This window comes from Rhizobacter sp. P5_A1, assembly GCF_056400745.1.
Window position 1 is genome coordinate 209,936 of sequence record NZ_JBFUKR010000006.1, and the last position, 22,575, is coordinate 232,510.

Here is a 22,575-nt window from a genome sequence, read left to right on the forward strand (position 1 = left end):
GCTTCAGCCCTTCGGGTACTTCGCGTTCGCCTTCTTCGCGAACTCGTTCGTGTAGATCGCCGCCAGATCGATCTTCGCGCCCGCGATCTCGGGGTCGATGCTGGCGAGCGCGCGGCGCGCGGTCTCGCCGCCGGCCTCGGGGAACATGCCGTCGGTCGACAGCGCGCCCTTCGCGGCGAGGAACGCATCGACATACACCGCGCGGTCGCCGAGCAGGTAGTTCTCGGGCACGGCCTTGATGATGTCGCCGGCGCCGGCGTTCTGGATCCACCGGTCGGCGCGCACGATGGCGTTCGCGAGCGCCTGCGCCGTCGTCGGATTCTTGTCGATGAAGCTCTGCGACGCGTACAGGCAACCGGCCGGCATCGGCCCGCCGAAGATCTTGTCGGCCTCGCTGACAACGCGGGTATCGGAGACGATCTTCAGGTCGCCCGAACGCGCCAGCAGCGTGATCACCGGGTCGAGGTTGCTGATCGCGTCGATCTGGCCGGCGCGCATCGCGGCGACCGCGCCGCTGCCGGCGCCCACGCCGATGATCGACACGTCGCCCGGCTTCAGCCCGGCCTTGCCGAGCACGAAGTTCGCGAGCACGTTGGTCGACGAACCCGGCGCGGTGACGCCGAGCTTCTTGCCCTTCAGCTCGGCGACGCTCTTGAAGTTCGGCATCGTCTTCGGGTTCACGCCGAGCACGATCTGCGGCGCGCGGCCCTGCAGCACGAAGGCGCGCAGGCGCTGGCCCTTCACCTGCATGTTGATCGTGTGCTCGAAGGCGCCCGAGACCACATCGGCGCTGCCCCCGATCATCGCCTGCAGCGCGCGCGAGCCGCCGGCGAAATCGGCGATCGTCACCTCGAGGCCCTCGGCCTTGAAGTAGCCCAGGCTCTCGGCGATCGTCAGCGGCAGGTAGTACAGCAGGTTCTTGCCGCCCACGGCGATCGTGAGCTTGGGCTTCTCGAGCGTCTGGCTCAGCGCCAGTGCAGGCCAGGCCAGCGCGGTGCCGGCGGCACCAGACAGAAGGGTCCACAGAAGGGTACGGCGTTGCATGTCTCGGGTCTCCACAATGGTTGCCGACGACTGTAGCGACCGCGGATGCCCGCGCGTACTCTCGTCTCCCCGCATCGGACCCCGCGGCGAACGCGGCCCGACCCCACCCCAAGCGCGGCTTCCCCGGCCCGTAGAATGATTCGCAATGAAGTGCCGCCGGTTCTCCGTTGGGGTCGCGCCGGTCTGGTTCTGGTGCCTTGCCCAGTTCGCCGCCGCCGCGCCTGTGGAGCCCGTCCCCGCCGGGCCCTCCGCGCCTGCTGCCGCTGCGAGCGTGCCGCAAGAGGCCGCCTCGGCACCGATCTCGCTGTCGGCGCGCAAGGTCTACGAACAGGCACGCTCGCAGCTGGTGCAGATCCGCACCGTGCTGAAGGGCCGCGCGAGCCAGACCTCGGTCGGCTCGGGCTTCCTGGTCACGCGCGAAGGCCACATCGTCACGAACTTCCATGTCGTCGCCGAAGCGGCGCTGAAGCCGGAGCACCACGATCTCGTCTATGTCACAGCCGATGGCCGCGAGGCGCCGCTGCAGATCCTGCAGCTCGATGTGCTGCACGACCTCGCGCTGCTGAAGGCCGGCGACCCGACCCGGCCCGCCGCCGGCTTCGATGCGCTCGCGTTCCGCCCCGATGCGCAGCCGCTGTCGCAAGGCGAGCGCATCTACTCGCTCGGCAACCCGCTCGACGTGGGCTTCGCGGTCACCGAGGGCACCTACAACGGCCTGGTCCGGCGCAGCTTCTACCCGCAGATCTTCTTCGGCGGCGCGCTCAGCGGCGGCATGAGCGGCGGGCCGGCGCTCGACGAGCAGGGCCGCGTGATCGGCATCAACGTGGCGCGGCGCGTCGACGGCGAGCAGGTCAGCTTTCTGGTGCCGGCCAGCTTCGCGGTCGCGCTGCTCGCGCGCGGCCGCGACGCCGCACCGATCCGCACCGCCGCCTACGGCCTCGTCACCGACCAGCTGATGCTGCATCAGGCCGAGTTGACCGCGCGCTTCATCCAGCAGGGCTGGAAGACCGCGACACACCCGCGCTACCGCGTGCCGGTGCCGAGCGACCAGTTCATGCGCTGCTGGGGCAGCAGCGAGCCGTCGCGCACCGGTGGCCTCGACCTGGAGCGCTCGGACTGCGTGATGGACACGCGCATCTATGTCGGCGATTACACGACCGGTGCAATCGGCCTGCGCCACGAGAGCTACGACGGCGCGAAGCTCGGCGCCCTGCGCTTCGCGGCGCGCTACTCGGCGAGCTTTCGCAACGAGAGCTTCACGCGGTTGCGCGCCGAATACCAGACGAAGCCGCAATGCCATGAGGACTACGTCGACCGCGCCGGGCTGCCGCTGCGTGCGGTCGTCTGCCTGCGCGCGTACAAGAAGCTGCCGGGGCTGTACGACCTGTCGGTGCTGGTCGCCACACTCGATCAGCCGCGGTCCGGCGTGCAGGGTCGCTTCGACGCGCAGGGCCTGAGTTTCGCGAACGCGCAGAAGCTCGCGAAACACTACCTGGGAGCCTACGCATGGGCGCGCTAGCGCAGGCCACGCCGCTGGCCGTCGAGCACGACATCCGCGTGCCCGAGCGCGCCGCGCCCGGCGCGCTCGCGCTGGTCGAGATCGTCGATCGCGACGGTCAGCCGCGGCAGGCCTACGCGGTGCACGGCTGGCCGCTGCGCATCGGCCGCGCGCTCGACAACGACGTGGTGCTGAGCGATGCCCATGTCGCCGCCCACCACCTGAGTGTCGCGCCGACCGAACACGGCCTGACGTTGACGGTCGCCGACACGCGCAACGGGCTGCTGCTCGGCCGCAAGCGCCTGCGCGCCGGCGACAGCGCGCTGCTCGCCCCCGACGCCGGCCCGATCGACCTGACGCTCGGGCGCACGCACCTGCGGCTGCGCCTGCCCGACCAGACGCTCGCGCCCGAGCTCGTGCTGGCCCCGATCGGCTCGCTGACGCGCCGCCTCGTGCCGATGGTGCTCGCCGCGCTGCTGGTGATTGCCGGCGCGCTGTTCAACACCTACCTCGACACCGATCCGGACGGCCTGAGCCGCGCGGCCGGCAGCGTGCTGCTCACCGGCCTGGTCGGAGCGGCGGTCTGGTGCACGGCCTGGGCGCTGCTGTCGAAGACCTTCACGCGCCAAGCGCACTTCGGCTGGCACCTGCGCGTGTTCCTGTACGCGAGCCTGGCGCTGCTCGCGGTCGCCACGCTGCCGCCGCTGCTCGCGTTCGCGTTCTCGTGGCCCAGGTTCACCGACTTCGACTTCGTCGGCGCGATCCTCGTGATCGCCGCGGCGCTGTACTTCCACCTGCTCGCGGTCGAGCCGGCGAAGCACCGGCTGCTGAAATGGGTCGCGGCGAGCTGCGCGGTCATCGGCGTGCTGCTGATGCTGTGGTTCAACGTGCAGCGCAGCGACCAGTTCGGCAACGAGCTCTACATGAGCCACCTGCTGCCACCGGCGCTGCGCATCGCGAAGCCGATCGCGAGCGACAAGTTCGTCGACGGTCTCGCACCACTGAAGGCAACGCTCGACAGGAAGGCGAAGGAGCCGGCGCGTGGCGAAGATGGTGCGCGCGGCGACGACGATTGAGCAGACCGCCCCGCAACGACAACCGACCCGGAGTCCCAGCCCGATGGCCACAGCCTTCAACGCGCCACAGCGCACCGTTCTCGTCACCGGCGGCGGCCGCGGCATCGGCGCGGCGACCAGCTGGCTCGCCGCGCAGCAAGGTTGGGCCGTCGCGGTCAACTACACGCACGGCAGCGCGGCGGCGCAAGGCATGGTCGCACGCATCCGCGATGCCGGCGGCACCGCGATCGCGGTGCAGGCCGATGTCGCCGACGAGGCCCAGGTGCTCACGATGTTCGAGGCCGTCGACGAGGCGCTGCCGCCGCTGCGCGCACTCGTCAACAACGCGGGGGTCGTCGATGTGCAGGCGCGCGTCGATGTCATGACGCTGCAGCGTTTGCAGCGCATGTTCGCGATCAATGTCTTCGGCAGCTTCGTCTGCGCGCGCGAGGCGATCAAGCGCATGTCCACGATCCACGGCGGCCAGGGCGGCTGCATCGTCAACCTCTCGTCGGCCGCGGCGCGCATCGGCGCGCCCGGGCAGTATGTCGACTATGCCGCCGCGAAGGGCGCGATCGACGTCTTCACGATGGGCCTGGCAAAGGAGGTCGCGCTCGAGGGCATCCGCGTCAACGCGGTGCGGCCCGGCATCATCGAGACCGAGATCCACGCCTCCGGCGGCACGCCCGACCGCGCGAAGCAGATGGCGCCGATGGTGCCGATGCAGCGCGCCGGCAGCGCCGAGGAGGTCGCGCAGGCGATCCTCTGGCTGATGTCGGACGTGTCGAGCTACACGACCGGGTCGGTGATCGATGTGACGGGCGGACGGTAGTCCGATGACCACCCGCCCCCAAACCCTCGGCGAGGAACTCGCCAATGGCATCAGCCACGGCATCGGGTTCCTGCTCGCGATCGCGTCGCTGCCGATCCTGCTGGTGTTCGCGCCCGAGCGCACGACCGCGATCAACATCGTCGCGACCTGTGTGTTCTCGGTGACGATGATGCTGCTGTACGGCGTCTCGACGCTGTATCACACATGGCCGCCGGGCGGCCGCGCGAAGGCCTGGCTGAACCGCTGCGACCACGCCGCGATCTACCTCTTCATCGCCGGCAGCTACACGCCCTTCGTGCTCGGCGTGCTGCGCGGCGGCTGGGGCTGGTCGCTGTTCGGCGTGGTCTGGGCGATGGCCGTGCTCGGCTTCACCGCGAAGCTCGCAGACCGCCTCAAGCACCCGCTCTGGTCGACCGGGCTGTATGTCGCGATGGGCTGGGTCGCGGTCGTCGCGGCGGCGCCGTTGATCGCGCGCGTGCCGGGCGCCGGTCTCGCGTGGCTGGTCGCCGGCGGGCTCTCGTACACCGCCGGTGCGGTGGTGTTCCTGTTCGACTCGCGGGTGCGTTACGCGCACTTCGTCTGGCACCTGTTCGTGCTCGGCGGCAGCGCCTGCCACTTCGTCGCGGTGCTGCGCTACGCGCAGTAGACGGCGCGGCGCGCCCGCGTGATCACGGCCGCCGCGCGTCAGCGTCGCCGCGGTGCCGGCTTCGGGGGGTTCTTCGCGCTCTTCGCGCGCTTCTGCGCCGCCACCTTCGGCGCTCCCGCGGCAACGGTGCCGCGCGCCGCCGCTGCCCGCCGAGGCGGCCGATCGGTCCGCGGCGTGCGACCCGGCTGCACGCGCTGCGCGAGGTCGATCAGTCGGGTGGCCGTGCGCGCGAGCGCTTCGTCGTCGACCTCCACCAGTGACAGTGCATCGCACAGGCGCGACAGCAGTTCGATCTGCGCGACCAGCGCGGCAATCTGCGAGGGCTTCACGGTGATGTTGCGCAGCGCCTCGGCGTAGGCACGTGCGATGTCCTCGAAGACCGCGCGCCCGGCGTCGCCGGCGCGGCCGAGGCTGCCATCGATCAGGCGTTCGACGAGCAGCGCCTCGGGCTGCGTGATCGCGTCCCACAAGCCCGGCGTGATCGCGAAGCCCTGCGCGGCCGCACGCCGGCATTGCTGCGCGAGCTCGATCGCGGCGTCGCGGCTTGCCGGGTCGGGCCATTCGGTCAACGCGTCGAGCGCAAGCCGGTTCAGCGCGTGGTAGGGGCTGAACTGGCTGCTGCCGGGGCTGCCTTCGGCGCTCTGGTACGCGGCGATCGCGTTCAGCAGGCACGCGTTCATCTCGCGCCGTGCGGCGTCTTGCTCGGCGTGGCCGAGCCGGCCGCTGAGCAGGCGTCGTGCGTGCAAGCTGGCCTTGCGCTTCCAGGCGCTGCCGCGCAGCGCGGCACGCGTACCGTGCGGCGTGGGCGCGACGAGCGGCGCATCGGCGCGGGTCGGCAAGCGGGTCTCGACCAGCGCATCGAGCCCGTCGAGCCGCTTCAGCGACATCTCGATCAGCGCCTCCGCGGTGTGCGGCATGCCCTTCGCGTGCTTGCCCGGCGCGAGCTCGACCTGCGCGCGCTGGTCGCCGAGGCGCGCCTCGACGCTGGCGAGCTTCTCGATGTCGTGGATCGGCACCAGCCCGATCGTGTCGACCGCCTGCACCGCGGCCAGCAGGCAATCGCGCGCGCGTTCGAGCTGGCCGAGCTCGAACCAGGTGCGGCCGAGCGCCGACTGCAGCTGCGGCAGGCGCTCCCAGGCCGGCGGGCAGCGCTGCCTCAGCAGCGCGGCGATCGCATCGGCCTGGCTGCGCATCTCGGCCTCGGACATGCTCTCGCGCCGGCGCGACAGATCGGCGCGGCGCCGCGCGAGCTCGTCGAGCAGTTCCTCCGGTGACGCCGCGGTGCTCGCCGGACCCGGGCCCTGGCCATCGGGCGCGCGCGGCTCGGCGAGCCAGCCGGGCTCGCCGTAGGCCTGGAAGGCGCCCCAGGTGATGTCTTCGGGGTGCGCGCGCCAGACCGCGCGGCGCGCCTCGAAGACCGCGTCGCCGAACGGCCGCCGGCGCAGCAGCACCTGCTCGTAGAAGGACTCGCCGAAGCGCTTCGCCGAGTCGTCGTTGATGGCCCATCCGGCGACGACGACACAGCGCACGCCGACCTCGATCAGCTCGCGCGCGACGCTCGCCGCGAGCTTGTTGGCGCCGCGGCCGGCGCGGCCGGCGTCGGCGCCGATCTGGCCGAGGTGGCAGCAGTTCAGGAACACCAGATCGGGCACGGTCTCCATCGCCGCGATCTCGGCCGCGGTGATCAGCAGACCGCCCGACAGCAGCACACCGCTGCGGCGCCGGCCGTCGACATGCGGCACATCGAACACGCCGTGCGCCGAGATGTGCAGGATGCGCCAGGGCTGGCTGTACAGGCGGGTCAGGACCTCGCTCGCGGTCTTGTCTGCGCCGATCACCGAATCGACCGTGTAGCCCATGCTGCCGAGCACGACCGCGGTCGCCTCGGCCTCGGCCTGCGCGCCGGGCAGCGCCGGCGGCGCCTGCGTCGGCCGGCCGTCGATGCGCGGGAAGGCATCGGTGAATCCGGCAACCGACGGGTTGCCGATCACCAGCGCACGCCGGTCGATCCCCTGGCGCACCTGCGGCCGGTAGGTCCAGGTCGTCAGCTGGCGCACGACGGCGGTGCGCAGCGCGAGCGGCAGCTTGTCGTCGCCGTCGCGGCCGGGGTCGTCGGCGAGCATCAGCTCCCACGGCAGGTTCGCGGTGAAGGCATCGACGACGAGCACGACGCGGTCGAGCTGGCGCGCGGCGTCCTTGAAGTCGTGCGGCACCATCAGCTGGAACAGCATGCGGCCGAAATCTTCGTTCCAGGTCGGGTTGTGGATCTGCTCGGCGACGAGCTGCTCGATCAGGCCCGGCTGGCGCTGCAGCGCGACCGATTCGGCGCGCGCACGCTGGCCGACATAGGTGAAGCGCAGCCGATCGGCCAGCGGCGCGGCGGCGCCGGCAAGCGGCGTGTTCACGGCGCCGGTCGGGTTCGACACGATCACACAGCCCGGTGGGCAGGCGTCGTCGTCACGGTCCGCGTCGGCGATGATCAGGCGCGGCCAGTAGCTCGAGCTGCGGTCGTCGAACAGGCGCAGCCGCAGTCCTTCGCCCTGCACCAGCTCGTTGCGGCAGACCAGCAACGTGCCCTGCTTGGCGGCCAGCACCGCGAGCTGGGCCCCGAGCTGCCGCAGCGCGTAGACGGCGCTGATGGCGGTATCGATGTAGAGCTCGATGATGTCGAGCCGACTGATGCGGATATTCAGCCGCGTCGTCTCGAAGAACTTCGCGTTGGCCTCCATCACGCCGCGCACCAGCGCTTCGACCGAGGCCGCGACGGTCAGGTTCGCCGACGAGTTGTAGCCCATCAGCAGCGTCGCGAGCGGCACCTCGCGGTCGGCCTTGCCGAGCACATCGACCACCTGCAGCAGGTAGTGCAACGCGCCACTGCGCACCGCTTCGGTCAGCACCGACGGGCTCAGCGCGCGGTCATACGAGCCGAGCCCCGCGACGACCGCGCCGGAGAGGCTGCCGCGCTGGCGTTCGATCTCGTTCGGCACGCGCAGCACGACGGTCGCGCTGCCCTGCCCGCCGGCATACAGGCCGAGCGTGTGGCGCTCGCTGAGGTCGCCGCCGAGCAGCTCGCGGTCGATCAGCGCCTCGGCGCCGGCGATCGGATCGCGCTGGTAATGGCCGACCATGATGGGCTGCGAGACGAAGCGCAGGTCCATCGCTCGGACGGTGACTTCGAGCCGGCGCTTCGGCCGCGGCGGCACGCGGTTGCGCCGCGAGCCGCCCATCAGGCCGCGCTGCAGCGCGTCGGGGTCGTCGGCGGTCGGCGGGCCGGCGTCGTAGCTGACCGGCAGCGGCTGCTGGACCGCGCGCGTCGCCGGCGGCGTCGCCGACAGCCGCGCGGTGGTGCCGGATGTGAGCAGCTCGGCGAGCGCCGCGAAGTGCTCTTCGGTCGCCGGCAGGTCGCCATGCGCGGCCGGCAGGTAGAAGTAGCGGCCGATGCCGCCGATGCGGCCCGACTCCCAGCTCACCGTGCCGTCGCCGCGCGTCGTGCCGACCATCTTCAGACGCGTGCCGCCGCGGCCATCGGGCTCCTCGCGCACGCCGCACGGCGTGTTCGGCGCGACGCCGAACACATAGACGCTCTTCGGCCCGTACGCGGCCGGCAGCGTCGGCGTGCCGGGCCCGTCGGCCTCCCAGAGCCATGAGGCCTGGTCGAGCACGGCTTGCGCGGGCGTGCCGGCGCGGTGATCGCCGAACCAGAAGTCGGTGACCTTGGCCTTCAGTTCGACCCAGGTCTGCGCGCTCTGGAACGCGTAGCGGCCACCCCCGTCCTGCTGGCCCTGGAACATGTCGACGAAGCCGGGCTTGGGCAGCAGCTGCAGCGCGCCGCGAAAGCCGGCGACGATGTCGAGCACCTGCTGCATGTCATGCTTCAGATCGAGCCGCACCAGCGTGCGCAAGGTGTCGCCCTTGCCGAGCATGTTCTCGACCATCGAGTGCGCGCCCTGGTTCGGCGTGCCCAGCATCACGAAGCGCGCACCGTCGCGCGCCATCAGCGCATCGATGACCGAGCGGCGCTTGTGGATCGTCGCGCGCACGACGAGCCCGCCCATGCTGTGCGCGAGCAGCCGGATCGGCTGCGTCGTCTGCTTCATCAGCCGGTCGAGAAATTCGCCGAGGCGCTCGGCGAGCACGTCGAGCGGCTGGCGCCAGTCGTACGGGAAGGGCTCGACGCGATGGCTCTCGGCCAGGTACTTGCAGACCTTGCCGTAGAACATCGCGAACAGCGCTTCGGCCTCGACCGAAGGCCGGCCCCATTCGATCTTCGTGAGGCCGCCGGCCGCGATGTCGAGCGGATCGAACCAGACCCGGTCGCCGCCGGCGACCTCGAGATGCGAGCCCATCACGCCGGGCAGCACGACGACGACAGGCCGGTCGACGGCGCGCGCGTCGCGGCTCGCGGCCGATGCGGCGAGCGCGGCGGCGAACTCGTCCGGCGTCGGCAGCGCGCGGAACACGCCGAGCGTGCCGGGCTCCGGCGCGACCAGCCAGTCGCGCAGCGCGCCGCGCGTGTCGACATTCGCGAAATAGCGGAAGTGCGAGACATCGGCGCCGCGATCGAACAGCACGCGCGCGTTCGATTTCGGCGCGATGCCGGCGAGCATCGCGGTGGTGTTGACGACGAGGTCGTTGTCTTCGTTGTCGAAGAGCAGGAAGTCGGCCAGCATCACGCCGAGACGCCGCAGCATGCTGCCGCCCTGGATGTCGCCGGCGATCACGGCCATCGCGGTGCCCGGCCGCACCGGCGCATCGCGCAGCAGCCGCGCCATCGGGGAGTCGGGCAGCATCGCCTCGATGCCGGGCACCAGGTGCGCGTTGGTGCGGTTCTTCGCGACCTCGACGACGACGCGCTTGAACGCCGAATAGATCGGGCTGCCGAAGAAGAACGGCACGAGACCGATCAGGCTCAGGATGCCGCTCAGGAACACGTCGAAGTTGCCGCTCGCGAGCAGCGTGCCGTTGGCCGGGCTCGCGGCGCGCACGTAGCGCTGCACCGTGAGCTGCCGATCGCGCAGCACGCCGGCCAGCGTGCGCAGCTGCGCGCGCTGCTCGGCATGCGCGGTCTCGAGTTCGCCGAGCACGCGCTTCGCCTCGGTCGGGTCGGCATCGCCGGTGCCCTCGAAGGCATAGGCGTAGCCATCGATCAGCGCATCGAAATCGCCCAGGCACAGCAGGTCGGCCACGAGCCCGCCACGCGAGTGCGAGACCAGGCTGACCTGCGCGCCGCGCGGCAGTGCATGCGCCAGCTCGATCGCGTTCTCGATCGGGCTCTGCGACAGCGTGCGGTGCTCGAACGCGAAGATGCCGCCGCCGAAGTGCGCGCCGAGCACGCCCCAGAGATCGCGGTCGCCGGTGCGCAGATCGCCGAAGCTGCCGAGCGTGCTCGAGGCCGTGCCGTGCACGAACACCAGCATCGGCCGCACGGCCGAAGGCGGCGGCAGCGTCGGGTCGTTCAGGTCGACGGCGACCAGGTCGTCCGGCTTGCCGCTCGCGCCGACCCAGCGGTGCAGCCCGGGCGGCTGGTCGAGCCGCTTCTCGATCGCGGCCATCAGCACCTTGGTGCCGAGCCAGGAGACACCGAGTTCGAGTGGGTTCTTCAGTTGAGCGAGCGCCTCGTCGACGATCGCGTCGGGCGCGGCGCCGACGGCGAACGCGTAGACTTTGCTGATCAATCCGCCGAGCGCCTCGCCGAAGCCGCGGCCCGGTGCCGCGCCGTCGGCGCGCAGCTTCTCGAGCAGGATCCCACCGTCGTCGGCGAGCAGTTCGGGGTGCGTCAGCGCGAGCGAATCGCGCAGCCGCTCGGCGCTGGTGATCAGCGTGCTGCCATCGGCGAGCTCGAGCACGATCACCTCGTCGGGGCCGGCCGCGTGCGACTGCTTGACCGCGGCGCCGGCATCGCGCGCCGCGGGGCCGACATCGAACGCGGCCGTCGGCACCAGATAGCCCGACGGCAGGAACGCGTCGTCGGTGCGGCCGGCCGCGCGCGTCGCGGGCGTCAGCAGCGCTGGCAGCCTTGCGCCGGTCTCGCGGCCGGTGAGGCGGATCTCGACGACGCTGCGTTTCGGCATGCAGGCTCCTGCTCGTGGTGGCCCTAGACCGTGAAGGGCTTCTGCTTCAGGAATTTCGCGGCCGTTCCGAGCACGAACAGGTTCGGCGACTGGGTGCGCGGCAGACCCGCGCGGATCGCGATGTGGAAGGCGTTGTAGTCGCCGCGGAATGCACCGCGGTCCCAGACCTTCAGCAGCTGCTCGGTGAACGCGCCGTTGTGCTCGCCGTCCATCGAGGTCTGGTTGTCCTGGCAACCCGAGATCAGGATCACCGCGGGGCGGAAGCGGCCGACCAGCGCGCTCGCTTCGGCCGCGCTGCCGACCAGCGCGAGCGCGGCATCGGGATCGGCGAAGCTCTTGCGCGCGGCCGCCGCGACATCGGCCTGCAGCTTGTCGTAGAAGGCCTGGTGTTCGTCATAGACGCGGCGGCCGACGGCCTCGGGCATCAGCTTGACGCGCTGCCCGGGCGGCGGCGGCGGCGGCGCGATCTCGCGCGTGATGCTGCCGCTGTGGCAGCTGTCGGAGAGCACGAGGATGCGCACGCCGGCGGCGAAGCGGCTGAGCTCGAAGTAGATCTCGTCGTCGATCAGCTGACCGTCGTAAAGGCACCAGGTCTCGTCCTTCTTGTCGGGCTCCTCGTTGTTCGTGTCGGGCACCTGGCCGCCGTGGCCGGAGTAGGTCAGCAGGAAGAAGTCGCCCGCCTTCAGCGCCTTCGCGGCGCCGCGCAGCGCGGCGAGCACGTGGGCGCGCGTCGCCTTCTTCGTCAGCAGCACGGTCGCCTTGATGCCCTTCGAACGGGCGATCGCCGCCATGTCGTTGGCATCGAATTCGCAGGCGGCGAGCGGGCCGTCCCAGCCGCCGTACGCGGCCGCGCTGACACTGTTCAGCCCGATGTTGAGCGCCAGCCCCTTCGGCTTGACGGCGGCAGGAGCGCGGGTCGTGGAGGAGTTGCCGGCCATGCTGTATTCCTTCCTGTCGTCGCAGCCCGAGTGCGCGGCATGATGGGCGCCACCCCGCGGGGTTGCCAGCCCTAGATCATGGGGCGGCGGAACGCGGCGCGCATACTGACTCGCGGGATGCGAACAGGAATCTGCCAGCGCCTGTCGAAAGCGCCGCGAACCGAACGTCATGGCCTCGATGCGGCGAGATCGCCGCGTCGCCACCCTCAAGGAGATCGACGATGAAATACCTGTTGATGATCTACGCCAGCGAGAAGGAAGAAAGCGCGATGCCAGCCGACGAGATCGGCAAGATCATGCAGGCCTACGGCGCCTACACCGAGGCGCTGGCCAAGGCCGGCGCGCTGCAGGCCGGCGAACGCCTGCGCCCGACCAGCGATGCCACCTCGGTGCGCGTGCGCGGCGGCAAGACCGAGGTGTTGAACGGGCCGTACGCCGAGACGCGCGAGCAGCTCGGCGGCTACTACCTGATCGACGTGCCCGACCTCGACGCCGCGCTCGCCTGGGCGGCGCGCTGCCCGAGTTCGAGCTACGGCACGATCGAGGTGCGGCCGGTCTGGGCCATGTGACGATGCCCGATGCGGCCACCGCGGCCGCGGCCGCCGAGGCTGCGGCGCGGCGCAGCTACGGCAAGCTCGTTGCGTTCGTGGCGGCGCGCACGCGCGATGTCGCCGCGGCCGAGGATGCGCTCGCGGCCGCGTTCGAATCGGCGCTGCGCCACTGGCCCGAGCAAGGCGTGCCGGCCAACCCCGAGGCGTGGCTGTTGACCGCCGCGCGGCGCCAGGCGATCGATGCCGCGCGCCGCCGCCGCACCCATGACGAAGCGGCCGCCGATCTGCTGCTGTTCGGGTTCGGCGAGCTCTCGACCGACGACGAAGCGCCGCGTGCGATCCCCGACGATCGCCTGCTGCTGCTGTTCGCCTGCGCGCACCCGGCGATCGAGCACAGCGTGCGCGCGCCGCTGATGCTGCAGACCATCCTCGGCTTCGACGCCGCGACAATCGCCTCGGCGTTTCTCGTCGCGCCCGCGACGATGGGCCAGCGGCTGGTGCGCGCGAAGGCCAAGATCAAGCGCGCCGGCATCCCGTTTCGCCTGCCCGGCCACGACGACCTGCCCGAGCGGCTGGCCTCGGTGCTCGAGGCGATCTACGCGGCGTTCAGCGAGGGCTGGTCCGACCCCACCGGTACCGAGGCACGGCACCGCAATCTGACCGAGGAAGGCATCTGGCTCGGCCAGCTGATCGTCGCGCTGTTGCCCGACGAACCCGAGGCACTCGGCCTGCTCGCGCTGATGCTGCATGCCCACGCGCGGCGCGCCGCGCGGCGCGATGCGCAGGGCCGCTACGTGCCGCTCGCCGAGCAGGATCCTGCGCACTGGGATGCCGCCGCGATCGATCACGCCGAGGCCCTGCTGCGCCGCGCGAGCCGGCTCGGCACGATCGGCCGCTACCAGCTCGAGGCCGCGCTGCAGTCGGCCCACGTGGTCCGGCGCCGCACCGGCCGCGCCGACTGGCCCGCGATCGCGCAGCTCTACGACGCGCTGCTGGCGCTGACCGGTTCGCCGGTCGTCGCGATCAACCGCGCGGTCGCGATCGCCGAGACGCGCGGCGCGGCCGAGGGGCTCGCCGCGCTCGATGCGATCGCCGCCGACGCGCGCCTCGCCGACTACCAGCCGTTCTGGGCCGCGCGCGCCGGCCTGCTCGCACGCACCGGCGACCGGCTCGCGGCCGACGCGGCCTACGCCCGCGCGATCGGGCTCGAGGCCGATGCATCGGTGCGCCGCTTTCTGCAGGAGCGGCGCGGGGCACTGGCCGCAGGCGACGCCTGAACTCAGCGCCGCTCGACGACCACCGGCACCAGCTTCAGCCCGTCGCGCACGCGCTCGGCGACGCTGCGCGCCTCGTCGCGGCTCGGATACGGGCCGGCCTGCAGGCGGAACAGCGCGGCGTCGCTGAAGACCGCGAGCAGCGGCGAGAGCCAGTCCATCTCGGCCGCGACGCGCTGCTGGAAACTCTCGGCGCCGTCGCGCGCGCGGAACGCGCCGAGCTGGACCCAGAAGCCGCGCGCCGGCGTCGTGAACGCGCGTGCCGCGGGCGCGTCGGCGACCGGCACGGCCGCCGGGTCGGCCAGTGCCCCCGCGGGCTCCGTCGATGCGACCGGCGCGGCTTCGGCGCTTGCCGGCGCCGTCGAAATCGGCACGATCGCCGCGGCCGGCACCGTCGCCTCCGCGCCGCCACGCGCCGCCACTTGCACCGGCTCGCCCTCGCCGCCGCGCCGCCACGCGCCGGTGCGAATCTCGTCGAACGTGATGCGCTGCAGCTCGACCGGCGCGACACCGCGCAGCAGGTCGAGCTTCAGCGCCGCGGTGTAGCTGAGGTCGACGATGCGGCTCGAGTGGAAAGGCCCGCGGTCGTTGATGCGCACGACCACCTCGCGGCCGTTCGCCGGATTGCGGATGCGCGCGTAGCTCGGGATCGGCAGCGTCGGGTGCGCCGCCGTCATCGCATACATGTTGTAGACCTCGCCGCTCGCGGTGCGCCGGCCATGGAACTTGCGGCCGTACCACGACGCAAGACCACGCTCGGTGAACGGCGCATCCTGCGTGATCGGCAGGTAGCTGCGGCCGAGCACCTCGTAGGGCTTGTTGGGGCCGCCGCTGCGGATCGGCTCGAGCCGCGGCTCGGCGTCGGCGACGCGCGCGAGATCGGTCGGCGGATTCGCGTCGGCGCCGTCGCGCTCGGAAGACGGCCCGCGCTGCGGCCCCGAGGCGCAGCCCGCGAGCACGGCCGCGCACAACAGTGCGGCGGCGCCGAGCGGCGTGCGCGCCCGCATCCAGGCGCGGAGCCGATCGGTCGATTGCATGGGGCCAGACCATACACGAGGCGCCCCGCGCCAGCGGTGACGGCATGCGTCAACCGTTTCCTACAAGGGCTCGGGCGCACGACCGATCCTCGCGCGCCCGGGCGAGGCGGATAAATGGGCCCGTCGGCGCGATGCCGCCGAACACGCACCGCGCCCTGCGCGCGGACTCCATTTCCAACCCTGCCTCCAAGGAGACTCGATGAACACCGCCACCTCCACCGTCACCAGCGACGTGATCTCGTCCGACATGGTCGAAGGCACCACGGTCTACAACCCGGAAGGCGACAAGCTCGGCTCCATCGACGACCTGATGATCGACAAGCGCTCCGGCCAGGTCCGCTACGCGGTGCTCGAATTCGGCGGCTTTCTCGGCATCGGCACCGACCGCTATCCGCTGCCGTGGGGCATGCTGAAGTACGACACCGCGAAGGACGGCTACGTCGTCCCGCTCGACAAGGCCAAGCTCGAGAAGGCGCCGCGCTACTCGCTCGACAACCTGCCCGACTACACGCCGGAGTACAGCAAGCGCGTCAACACCTACTACGGCATCGACTGGTAACCCGCGCGCCTGAAGAGCGGCCGCTGCGTGGCAGACTCGGGCCATGCCGGCCGCCCCACTTCCTTTGCCGCTGCGCGTGCTCTCGGTGATCCCGCCGATGACGCAGCTGAACACGCCGTATCCGTCGACCGCGTACCTGACCGGGTTCCTGCGCTCGCGCGGCGTCGATGCCGTGCAGGAAGACCTCGCGCTCGCGCTGGTGTTGACCTTGTTCTCGGCCGACGGGCTGCGCCAGTTGCGCGCAACGATCGACGCGCAGCCTGAACGCACGCCGCGCGTCGACGCGTTCGTCGCGCAGTTCGACCGCTATCTCGCGACGATCGACCCGACGATCGCGTTCCTGCAAGGCCGCGATCCGACGATCGGCCATCGCATCGCCAGCCGAAGCTTTCTCCCGGAAGGCCCGCGCTTCGATTCGCTCGAGGTCTACATCGCCGAGGAGGGCGAAGACCCGCTCGCCTGGGCCTTCGGCGCGCTCGGCATGCAAGACCGCGCGCGGCACCTCGCGACGCTCTACCTGAACGACGTCGCCGACGTGCTGCGCGACGCGGTCGACCCGCGCTTCGAGTTCGTGCGCTACGCCGAATCGCTGGCGCAGAGCCAGCCGACCTTCGAGCCGCTCGCCGACGCGCTCGCCGCAGCGCCGAACCTGATCGACCGCACGCTGGTCGATCTGACGCTGGCGGCCGTGCGCCGCCATGCGCCGCAGGTCGTGCTGGTCTCGGTGCCGTTCCCCGGTTCGGTCTACGCGGCGTTCCGGATCGCGCAGGCGATCAAGGCCTTCGACCCGGCGATCGTCACGGTGCTCGGCGGCGGCTTCGTCAACACCGAGTTGCGCGAGCTCGCCGAGCCGCGCGTGTTCGATCACTTCGATTTCGTCACGCTCGACGCCGGCGAGCGCCCGCTGCTCGCGCTGCTCGAGCACCTGCAGGGCAAGCGCTCGCGCCAGCGCCTGGTGCGCACGTTCGCGCGAGACCCCGGCACGCGGCGTGTCGACTACATCCAGTGGATCGAGGCCGACATCGCGTTCGCCGAGATCGGCACGCCGACCTGGGACGGCTTGCCGCTCGCGCGCTACCTGTCGCTGCTCGACATGCTCAACCCGATGCACCGGCTGTGGTCGGACGGGCGCTGGAACAAGCTGACCGTCGCACACGGCTGCTACTGGAAGAAGTGCAGCTTCTGCGACGTGAGCCTGGACTACATCTCGCGCTACGAAGGCGCCTCGGCCGCGCTGCTCGTCGACCGCATCGAGGCGATCGTCGGCGAGACCGGCCAGACCGGCTTCCACTTCGTCGACGAGGCCGCGCCGCCGAAGGCCTTGAAGACGCTCGCCGCCGAGTTGCAGCGGCGGCAGCTTTCGATCTCGTGGTGGGGCAACATCCGCTTCGAGAAGTCGTTCAGCGCCGAGCTCTGCCAGCAGCTCGCCGACAGCGGCTGCATCGCGATCTCGGGCGGGCTCGAGGTCGCCTCCGACCGGCTGCTGAACCTGATGAAGAAGGGCGTCTCGGTCGAACAGGTCGCGCGCGTGACGAAGGCGTTCTCCGACGCCGGCATCCTGGTCCACGCGTACCTGATGTACGGCTTCCCGACCCAGACCGTGCAGGACACGGTCGACGCGCTCGAGTACGTGCGCCAGTTGTTCGAGGCCGGCTGCATCCAGTCGGGCTTCTTCCACCGCTTCGCGTGTACGGTGCACTCGCCGGTCGGCCGTGACCCGAGCGAGTACGGCGTCACGTTGCAGGCGCTGCCGACGCTGCCGCCGAACACCGCATTCGCGAAGAACGACATCGGCTTCGTCGATCCGACCGGCACCGACCACGACGCGCTCGGCCTGGCGCTGAAGAAGGCGCTCTACAACTACATGCACGGCATCGGGCTCGATGAAGACGTGCGCAGTTGGTTCGCCGGCCCGGTGCCGAAGACCAAGGTGCCGCGCCACCGCATCGCACGGGCGCTGGCGGCCGCATCGGCCTGAAGTGAAATTCACCGCATTGAGCCGTGGGGGTGTGTCCGCTCTTCCACCCTCGGGCAGTTTCCCTGACGCTCACCTCGACCGAGCGAGTGACCGCTTCAACTTGGCAGCTCCTCAAGATTGACTACCGCCACTGGAGGCCAAGCATTCGCGCTCGCTCGGGGCCGCCTCGTGCATGCGGTAGTTCGGCCTTCCGAGACTGAGCGAAAGCCACTTCTACTGCTGCGAGTTTTCCGTCGACAATTCCGCCTGTCGCAACACGAGCAACGTCGCTCCTTCCGCGAGATCCGGCGGGTAGCCGTACCTGGCCAGCAGCCGGCGAACATTGCGGCGCAATGTTGCCCGCACCGACTCGCGCTCGGTCCAGTCGAGCTTGGGCATCTTCTTGACCATTTCGGTCAGCTCGCGTGCCATCAGTCGCAATGTGTCGCTCTTCATCACCTCTCTCGCCGAGCCGTTCTCGGCGAGCGCGTCGTAGAACGCAGTCTCTTCGCTGCTCAGGCCGAGCTCTTGTCCGTGGCTCTCGTCTATCAAACCGACTTGGCCGACAGTGCCCCAGCATGTGAAGATGAGATCGCCTCGGCGAACAATTGAGCGTGCGAACTCGGACGCTTTGGCCGGGCTGACGAAGACGAGGTTTTCGTCAATCAGTCGCAGATCTAGGGTGTCGGTTAGATTGCTTCCTCTTATGACGGGCACGCCGATCGGCTCAAAGAATCTCGAGCTGATCGCAGAACCGAAGGGGCCTGTTGCCAGTGCGTTAGAGGACTTCGCCGCAAGATCTACCACGGCCACTTCCTGCCAGTTGCTCGTCATAACGGCACTTGGCAAGTTAGAGCTTCATTCATCCCTGCCGCCTCCCGTCCTATCCTTCCGGACAGGTTTCTTCGCTGTTGTCTTCGCTCCTCGCCCTCGCGCCGGTGCTGCGCCGGCCCCCAGCCGCTTCACGTCCGAGACCGCTCGGTCGAAATCGCTACTTGGCTGCGCGGCCTCCAATCGTCGGCGCCCAGCGTCGTATTGCTCGAACTGCGCGTGCGCATGTTCCTCGGCCAGCTGATGCGAGACAGCGCCCGCGTGGGTAAGGATGTTGCGCTCGTTGAACTGCAAAAAGGCGTCGAGCCGCTGCACCCATTCGGCCATGTGCATGGTCTTCTTCCGCCGAGCCTGGTCTTCGGCGAAATCCAAGTACATGGTCACGGCGCGGTTGAGTTCGGTGATCTCTGCCTGCGACAGGTAGTTCTTGGCGACGGAAACATCGGCCTTCCGGATGGGGCCGTGCGGCGCGTTCTTCCACGTGGTCAGGCCCATGTTGGGCTTCACCGCGTCGGCACGGCCCCTGATGACCTCCGCGGCGGTGCCGCCGTGGATGGCGAAGTGCAGCTTGTTCTGTACGGTGGCGAAGAAGGTCTGGCTGAGCGGGTGGGCCGCGTCGTAGTCGATGCTGGTCGCGTAGATGTCGGTGATCTTTTGATAGAACATCCGCTCGGAGGCGCGGATGGCGCGGATTCGCTCGAGCAGCTCGTCGAAGTAGTCGGTGCCGAGGGATCGGCCTTCCTTCAATCGCTCGTCGTCCAGCGTGAAGCCCTTGACCAGCAGCTCGGACAAGCGGGCGGTGGCCCACTGTCGGAACGCGGTGCCGCGGGCGGAGCGGACCCGATAGCCGACGGCCAAGATCGCGTCGAGGCTGTAGTGGTCGACAGCCCGGCTGACCTGTCGGCTGCCCTCGGTTTGAACTATCCGGAAACTCCGGATAGTTGCCTCCGGGGCGAGTTCTCCCTCGCCGTAGATGTTGACCAGGTGCTCGTTGGCTGTCTTCACCGATACCTGAAATAGCTCGGCGATCAGGCGCTGCGACAGCCACACGGTGCGGCCCTCCAGGCGCACTTGGAGGTGGGTGGCCCCATCCTGATAGATGAGGACCTGACCGTCTGGCGGCGCCGGCTCAGTTGGCTCGGTCTTATCGGGCATCGCCCACCTTTTTCAATTGCTCACGCACGACGGCCATCAAGCGCTCGCCCTCGCCAAAGCACGCCTCCAGTTCAGCCAGCAAACGCGGGTACTTCTCGGCGAACGGTTCGCCGTCGTCCACTTGCTCCTCGGCGCCGACGTAGCGGCCAGGGGTGAGCACGAAGCCATGCTTGCCGATACCGGCGATCGTTTCGGCCTTGCAGAAACCGGGGATGTCGCGGTAGGCCCAGGTGCCATGCTGCGCCTCGTTCCACCACGCGGGCGCAGGCTCGCCGCGCCACTGGCGGAAGGCGTAGACGACGCGGCCGAGGTCGGAATCGAAGTTCGGGTCACCCATGCCGTCGGCCAGCATGCTCTCGCCATCGTCGCCGCCGGTCAGCACGCGCAGCGTGCGCGTCTGCATCGCGCCGAGCTTGCGCGCGTCGATGAAGAGCGTCTCGCCTTGGCGGTTGCGCCCGCCGTGCTTCAGGTTGCGGCCGGTCTTGTCGCGGGTGAGAAACCACAGGCAGGCGGGGATGCCGGTGGTCAGGAAGAGCTGGGCCGGCAGCGCGACGATGCACTCCACCAGGTCGGCCTCGACGATGCGTTGGCGGATCTCGCCCTCGCCACCGGAGCCTGAAGAGAGCGAGCCGTTCGCCATCACGAAGCCGGCCACGCCGCCGCCACGACCGTTGGGCGGGGCCAGGTGGTGGATGAAGTGCTGAATCCACGCATAGTTGGCATTGCCAACAGGCGGGGTACCGTAGCGCCAGCGCACGTTTTCAGCCAGCAGCTTGCCCGACCAGTCCGAAATGTTGAACGGCGGGTTGGCGAGGATGTAGTCGGCCTTGAGGTCCGGGTGTAGATCGCGCAGAAAGCTGTCGGCCGGCTGCGCACCGAGGTTGGCCTCGATGCCGCGGATGGCGAGGTTCATGTGCGCCAGCCGCCAGGTGGTGGGGTTGGACTCCTGGCCGAAGATCGAGAGGTCGGTCTTCTGCCCGCCGTGCGCTTCCACGAAGCGCTCCGACTGCACGAACATGCCGGCGGAGCCGCAGCAGGGGTCGTACACGCGACCCACGTACGGTTCGAGCATCTCGACCAGTAGGCGCACGATGCTGCGCGGCGTGAAGAACTCGCCGCCAAGCTTGCCTTCGGCGGCGGCGAACTTGCTGAGGAAGTATTCGTAGACGCGGCCGAGCGTGTCGCGCGCCTTGGATCGGTCACCCTTGAAGCCGATGTCCGCGATCAGCTTGACCAGTTCGTTCATCTTCTCCGGCGCGATGCCACGGCGGGCGTAGTCCCGCGGCAGCTTGCCCTTGAGGTTCGGGTTGTCGCGCTCGACGGCAAGGATGGCGTCGTCGATCAGTGTGGCGATCTCAGGGCGGGCAGCCTGGTTCTGGAGGTTCTGCCAGCGTGCCTCGGGAGGCACCCAGAAAACCCGTTCGGCGGTGTACTCGTCGCGGTTCTCCAGCAAACTTTCAAGGTGTGGTCCGGTGATGCCATCGGTGGCCAGCTCAGCCTTCAATTCCTCACGCCGCGCCTCGAAAGAGTCCGAGATGTACTTTAGGAAAAGTAGGCCAAGGACGACGTGTTTGTATTCAGCGGCATCCACCTGTCCGCGCAGCGTATCAGCCGCCTTCCAAAGAATCTCGGCACGTGCAAGGTCGGTGTTGTTGGTGTCGGCAATCGCCATCAGGGCTCCGTTTGGACTCGTCCTATCCGGCGAGCTGGGCGACAGCCAAAGTCTCGGCTACTACCCACCGTTGGCTGGCGACGCAGCTCTCGTAGCCGGTGGCAGGCGGCATGGTATCAAGAAGACCAGGCCGACCGAGAACGCTTGCGCCACCGCATAGCCGATCCGCAGTTGCGCGTCGAAGGACTGCAGGGGTCGACCGACAGCCAAGACCGCAGCCGCCTTCCATGCGTCGCGCCGTGGCGCACAACGCCATGGACGAGAGAGCGCGCGCCGCCTCGCGAGGCTCGGAGGCAGTCAACCGGCTCTGACACTGACACCGCGTCGGCGCCCGGTGTTGCCACGCTGATCCGTGTCCACCGGCGAGTGAACTGGGGGCTGGATGTCGGCCAGCGCATCCGCTATCTTCCTCGAGGGCGCACGACGCCCGAACCCTCAAGGAGACAGAGATGCAACTCGCCCCCTACCTGTTCTTCGATGGCCGCTGCGAAGAGGCCGCCGAGTTCTACAAGAAGGCCATCGGTGCGGAAGTCACGATGATGATGCGCTACCGCGACAGCCCCGAGCCGCACCCGCCCGGCATGGTGCCGCCCGGCTATGAGAACAAGGTGATGCACATGAGCCTGCAGATCGGCGCCAACAACCTGATGGCGGCCGACGACTGCACCGGTCATCCGACGTTTCAAGGCTTCACGCTGTCGCTCGCCGCGAAGGACGAGGCCGAGGCGGACAAGCTGTTCGCCGCGCTGGGCGCCGGTGGGGAGGTCAAGATGCCGCTGACGAAGACCTTCTTCTCGCCGAAGTTCGGCATGTTGACCGACCGCTTCGGCGTCGGCTGGATGGTGCTCGTCAGCACCGCCTGATCGCGCGGCCCGAGAACAACAACCGCCGGGGAGAAGAAGCATGCTGAAGACCATCGCCCTCATCGTCGCCGCGCTGGTCGCCGGCGTGCTGATCTTCGCCTCGACCAAGCCCGACACGTTCAGCGTGCAGCGCTCGGCGACGATCAAGGCGCCGCCCGAGAAGGTCTTCGCGGTGCTGAACGACTTTCACCGCTGGCCCGAGTGGTCGCCCTGGGAAAAGCTCGACCCGGCGATGAAGCGCACGCTCGGCGGGTCGGCGGCCGGCAAGGGCGCGACCTACGCGTGGGAAGGCAACGGCAAGGCCGGCGCGGGCCGCATGGAGATCATCGAATCGGTGCCGGCCCGCAAGGTCGGCATCCAGCTCGACTTCATCAAGCCCTTCGAAGGCCACGACATCGCCGAGTTCACGCTGACGCCGCAGGGCGACGCCGGCACCCAGCTGAACTGGTCGATGCGCGGCCCGACGCCGTTTGTCTCGAAGCTGATGCAGGTGTTCGTGAACATGGACACGATGATCGGCAAGGACTTCGAAGAGGGCCTCGCGAACCTGAAGGCGCTGGCCGAGAAGTGATGCCGCAGGCGACCTTGGGGT

At 69.7% G+C, this 22,575-nt stretch carries 17 protein-coding genes; 10 read left to right on the top strand and 7 right to left on the bottom strand.

What is annotated here, in order from left to right; genetic code table 11:
• Window positions 1-3 precede the first annotated feature (3 nt).
• Window positions 4-1,044 carry an ABC transporter substrate-binding protein gene (locus AC1DTW_RS08990; protein ID WP_477980701.1) on the bottom strand — a complete coding sequence of 347 codons (1,041 nt, stop codon included), beginning with the start codon at window positions 1,042-1,044 and terminating at the stop codon, window positions 4-6.
• Window positions 1,045-1,315: 271 nt separating this feature from the next.
• Between AC1DTW_RS08990 and AC1DTW_RS08995 the strand changes: the two genes are divergently transcribed.
• From AC1DTW_RS08995 to trhA, 4 genes are read left to right on the top strand one after another with little or no spacing between them, the layout of a single operon-like run.
• Entirely contained in the window at window positions 1,316-2,563 is a 1,248-nt protein-coding gene (locus tag AC1DTW_RS08995) for a S1 family peptidase (protein WP_477980702.1), read from the top strand.
• A complete protein-coding gene (locus AC1DTW_RS09000; protein ID WP_477980703.1) occupies window positions 2,551-3,618 on the top strand; it encodes an FHA domain-containing protein in 1,068 nt (355 codons plus the stop codon). The genes AC1DTW_RS08995 and AC1DTW_RS09000 overlap by 13 nt, the downstream gene beginning before the upstream one ends.
• A 43-nt stretch (window positions 3,619-3,661) precedes the next feature.
• Window positions 3,662-4,429, top strand: a complete 768-nt coding sequence (locus AC1DTW_RS09005; protein ID WP_477980705.1) for an SDR family oxidoreductase — start codon at window positions 3,662-3,664, stop codon at window positions 4,427-4,429.
• Window positions 4,430-4,433: 4 nt separating this feature from the next.
• Window positions 4,434-5,075 (top strand): PAQR family membrane homeostasis protein TrhA, encoded by a 642-nt coding sequence (gene trhA, locus AC1DTW_RS09010; RefSeq protein ID WP_477980706.1) that lies wholly within the window; start codon window positions 4,434-4,436, stop codon window positions 5,073-5,075.
• 38 nt (window positions 5,076-5,113) lie between these two features.
• Here the strand turns inward: trhA and AC1DTW_RS09015 are convergent, their stop codons facing one another.
• On the bottom strand, window positions 5,114-11,146 hold the full coding sequence (locus AC1DTW_RS09015; RefSeq protein WP_477980707.1) for a DUF7379 domain-containing protein: 6,033 nt from the start codon (window positions 11,144-11,146) through the stop codon (window positions 5,114-5,116).
• 23 nt (window positions 11,147-11,169) lie between these two features.
• Window positions 11,170-12,084, bottom strand: a complete 915-nt coding sequence (locus AC1DTW_RS09020) for a caspase family protein (RefSeq protein WP_477980708.1) — start codon at window positions 12,082-12,084, stop codon at window positions 11,170-11,172.
• Window positions 12,085-12,305: 221 nt separating this feature from the next.
• On the opposite strand from AC1DTW_RS09020, the gene AC1DTW_RS09025 reads away from it, so the two are divergent.
• Together AC1DTW_RS09025 and AC1DTW_RS09030 are read left to right on the top strand one after the other, a co-directional pair.
• Entirely contained in the window at window positions 12,306-12,653 is a 348-nt protein-coding gene (locus tag AC1DTW_RS09025) for a YciI family protein (protein WP_477980709.1), read from the top strand.
• Window positions 12,654-12,655: 2 nt separating this feature from the next.
• Complete coding sequence (locus tag AC1DTW_RS09030) at window positions 12,656-13,912, top strand: RNA polymerase sigma factor (protein WP_477980710.1); 1,257 nt, start codon at window positions 12,656-12,658, stop codon at window positions 13,910-13,912.
• 2 nt (window positions 13,913-13,914) lie between these two features.
• On the opposite strand, the gene AC1DTW_RS09035 is transcribed toward AC1DTW_RS09030, so the two are convergent.
• Window positions 13,915-14,946, bottom strand: a complete 1,032-nt coding sequence (locus AC1DTW_RS09035) for a septal ring lytic transglycosylase RlpA family protein (RefSeq protein WP_477980711.1) — start codon at window positions 14,944-14,946, stop codon at window positions 13,915-13,917.
• A gap of 199 nt (window positions 14,947-15,145) precedes the next feature.
• Between AC1DTW_RS09035 and AC1DTW_RS09040 the strand changes: the two genes are divergently transcribed.
• Together AC1DTW_RS09040 and AC1DTW_RS09045 are read left to right on the top strand one after the other, a co-directional pair.
• Window positions 15,146-15,505 (top strand): PRC-barrel domain-containing protein, encoded by a 360-nt coding sequence (locus tag AC1DTW_RS09040; protein WP_477980712.1) that lies wholly within the window; start codon window positions 15,146-15,148, stop codon window positions 15,503-15,505.
• Window positions 15,506-15,548: 43 nt separating this feature from the next.
• Entirely contained in the window at window positions 15,549-17,483 is a 1,935-nt protein-coding gene (locus AC1DTW_RS09045; protein WP_477980713.1) for a B12-binding domain-containing radical SAM protein, read from the top strand.
• A 213-nt stretch (window positions 17,484-17,696) separates the two neighbouring features.
• On the opposite strand, the gene AC1DTW_RS09050 is transcribed toward AC1DTW_RS09045, so the two are convergent.
• Genes AC1DTW_RS09050 through AC1DTW_RS09060 form a run of 3 tightly spaced genes read right to left on the bottom strand, consistent with a single transcriptional unit; the run spans window position 17,697 to window position 21,120 of the window.
• Window positions 17,697-18,296 carry a type I restriction enzyme endonuclease domain-containing protein gene (locus AC1DTW_RS09050; protein ID WP_477980714.1) on the bottom strand — a complete coding sequence of 200 codons (600 nt, stop codon included), beginning with the start codon at window positions 18,294-18,296 and terminating at the stop codon, window positions 17,697-17,699.
• Window positions 18,297-18,320: 24 nt separating this feature from the next.
• Complete coding sequence (locus tag AC1DTW_RS09055; protein WP_477980715.1) at window positions 18,321-19,448, bottom strand: virulence RhuM family protein; 1,128 nt, start codon at window positions 19,446-19,448, stop codon at window positions 18,321-18,323.
• A complete protein-coding gene (locus AC1DTW_RS09060) occupies window positions 19,438-21,120 on the bottom strand; it encodes a type I restriction-modification system subunit M (protein ID WP_477980716.1) in 1,683 nt (560 codons plus the stop codon). Before AC1DTW_RS09060 ends, AC1DTW_RS09055 begins: the two co-directional genes overlap by 11 nt.
• A 449-nt stretch (window positions 21,121-21,569) precedes the next feature.
• Between AC1DTW_RS09060 and AC1DTW_RS09065 the strand changes: the two genes are divergently transcribed.
• Together AC1DTW_RS09065 and AC1DTW_RS09070 are read left to right on the top strand one after the other, a co-directional pair.
• Complete coding sequence (locus AC1DTW_RS09065) at window positions 21,570-21,983, top strand: VOC family protein (protein WP_477980717.1); 414 nt, start codon at window positions 21,570-21,572, stop codon at window positions 21,981-21,983.
• A gap of 40 nt (window positions 21,984-22,023) precedes the next feature.
• Window positions 22,024-22,554 (top strand): SRPBCC family protein, encoded by a 531-nt coding sequence (locus AC1DTW_RS09070; protein ID WP_477980718.1) that lies wholly within the window; start codon window positions 22,024-22,026, stop codon window positions 22,552-22,554.
• Window positions 22,555-22,575 lie beyond the last annotated feature (21 nt).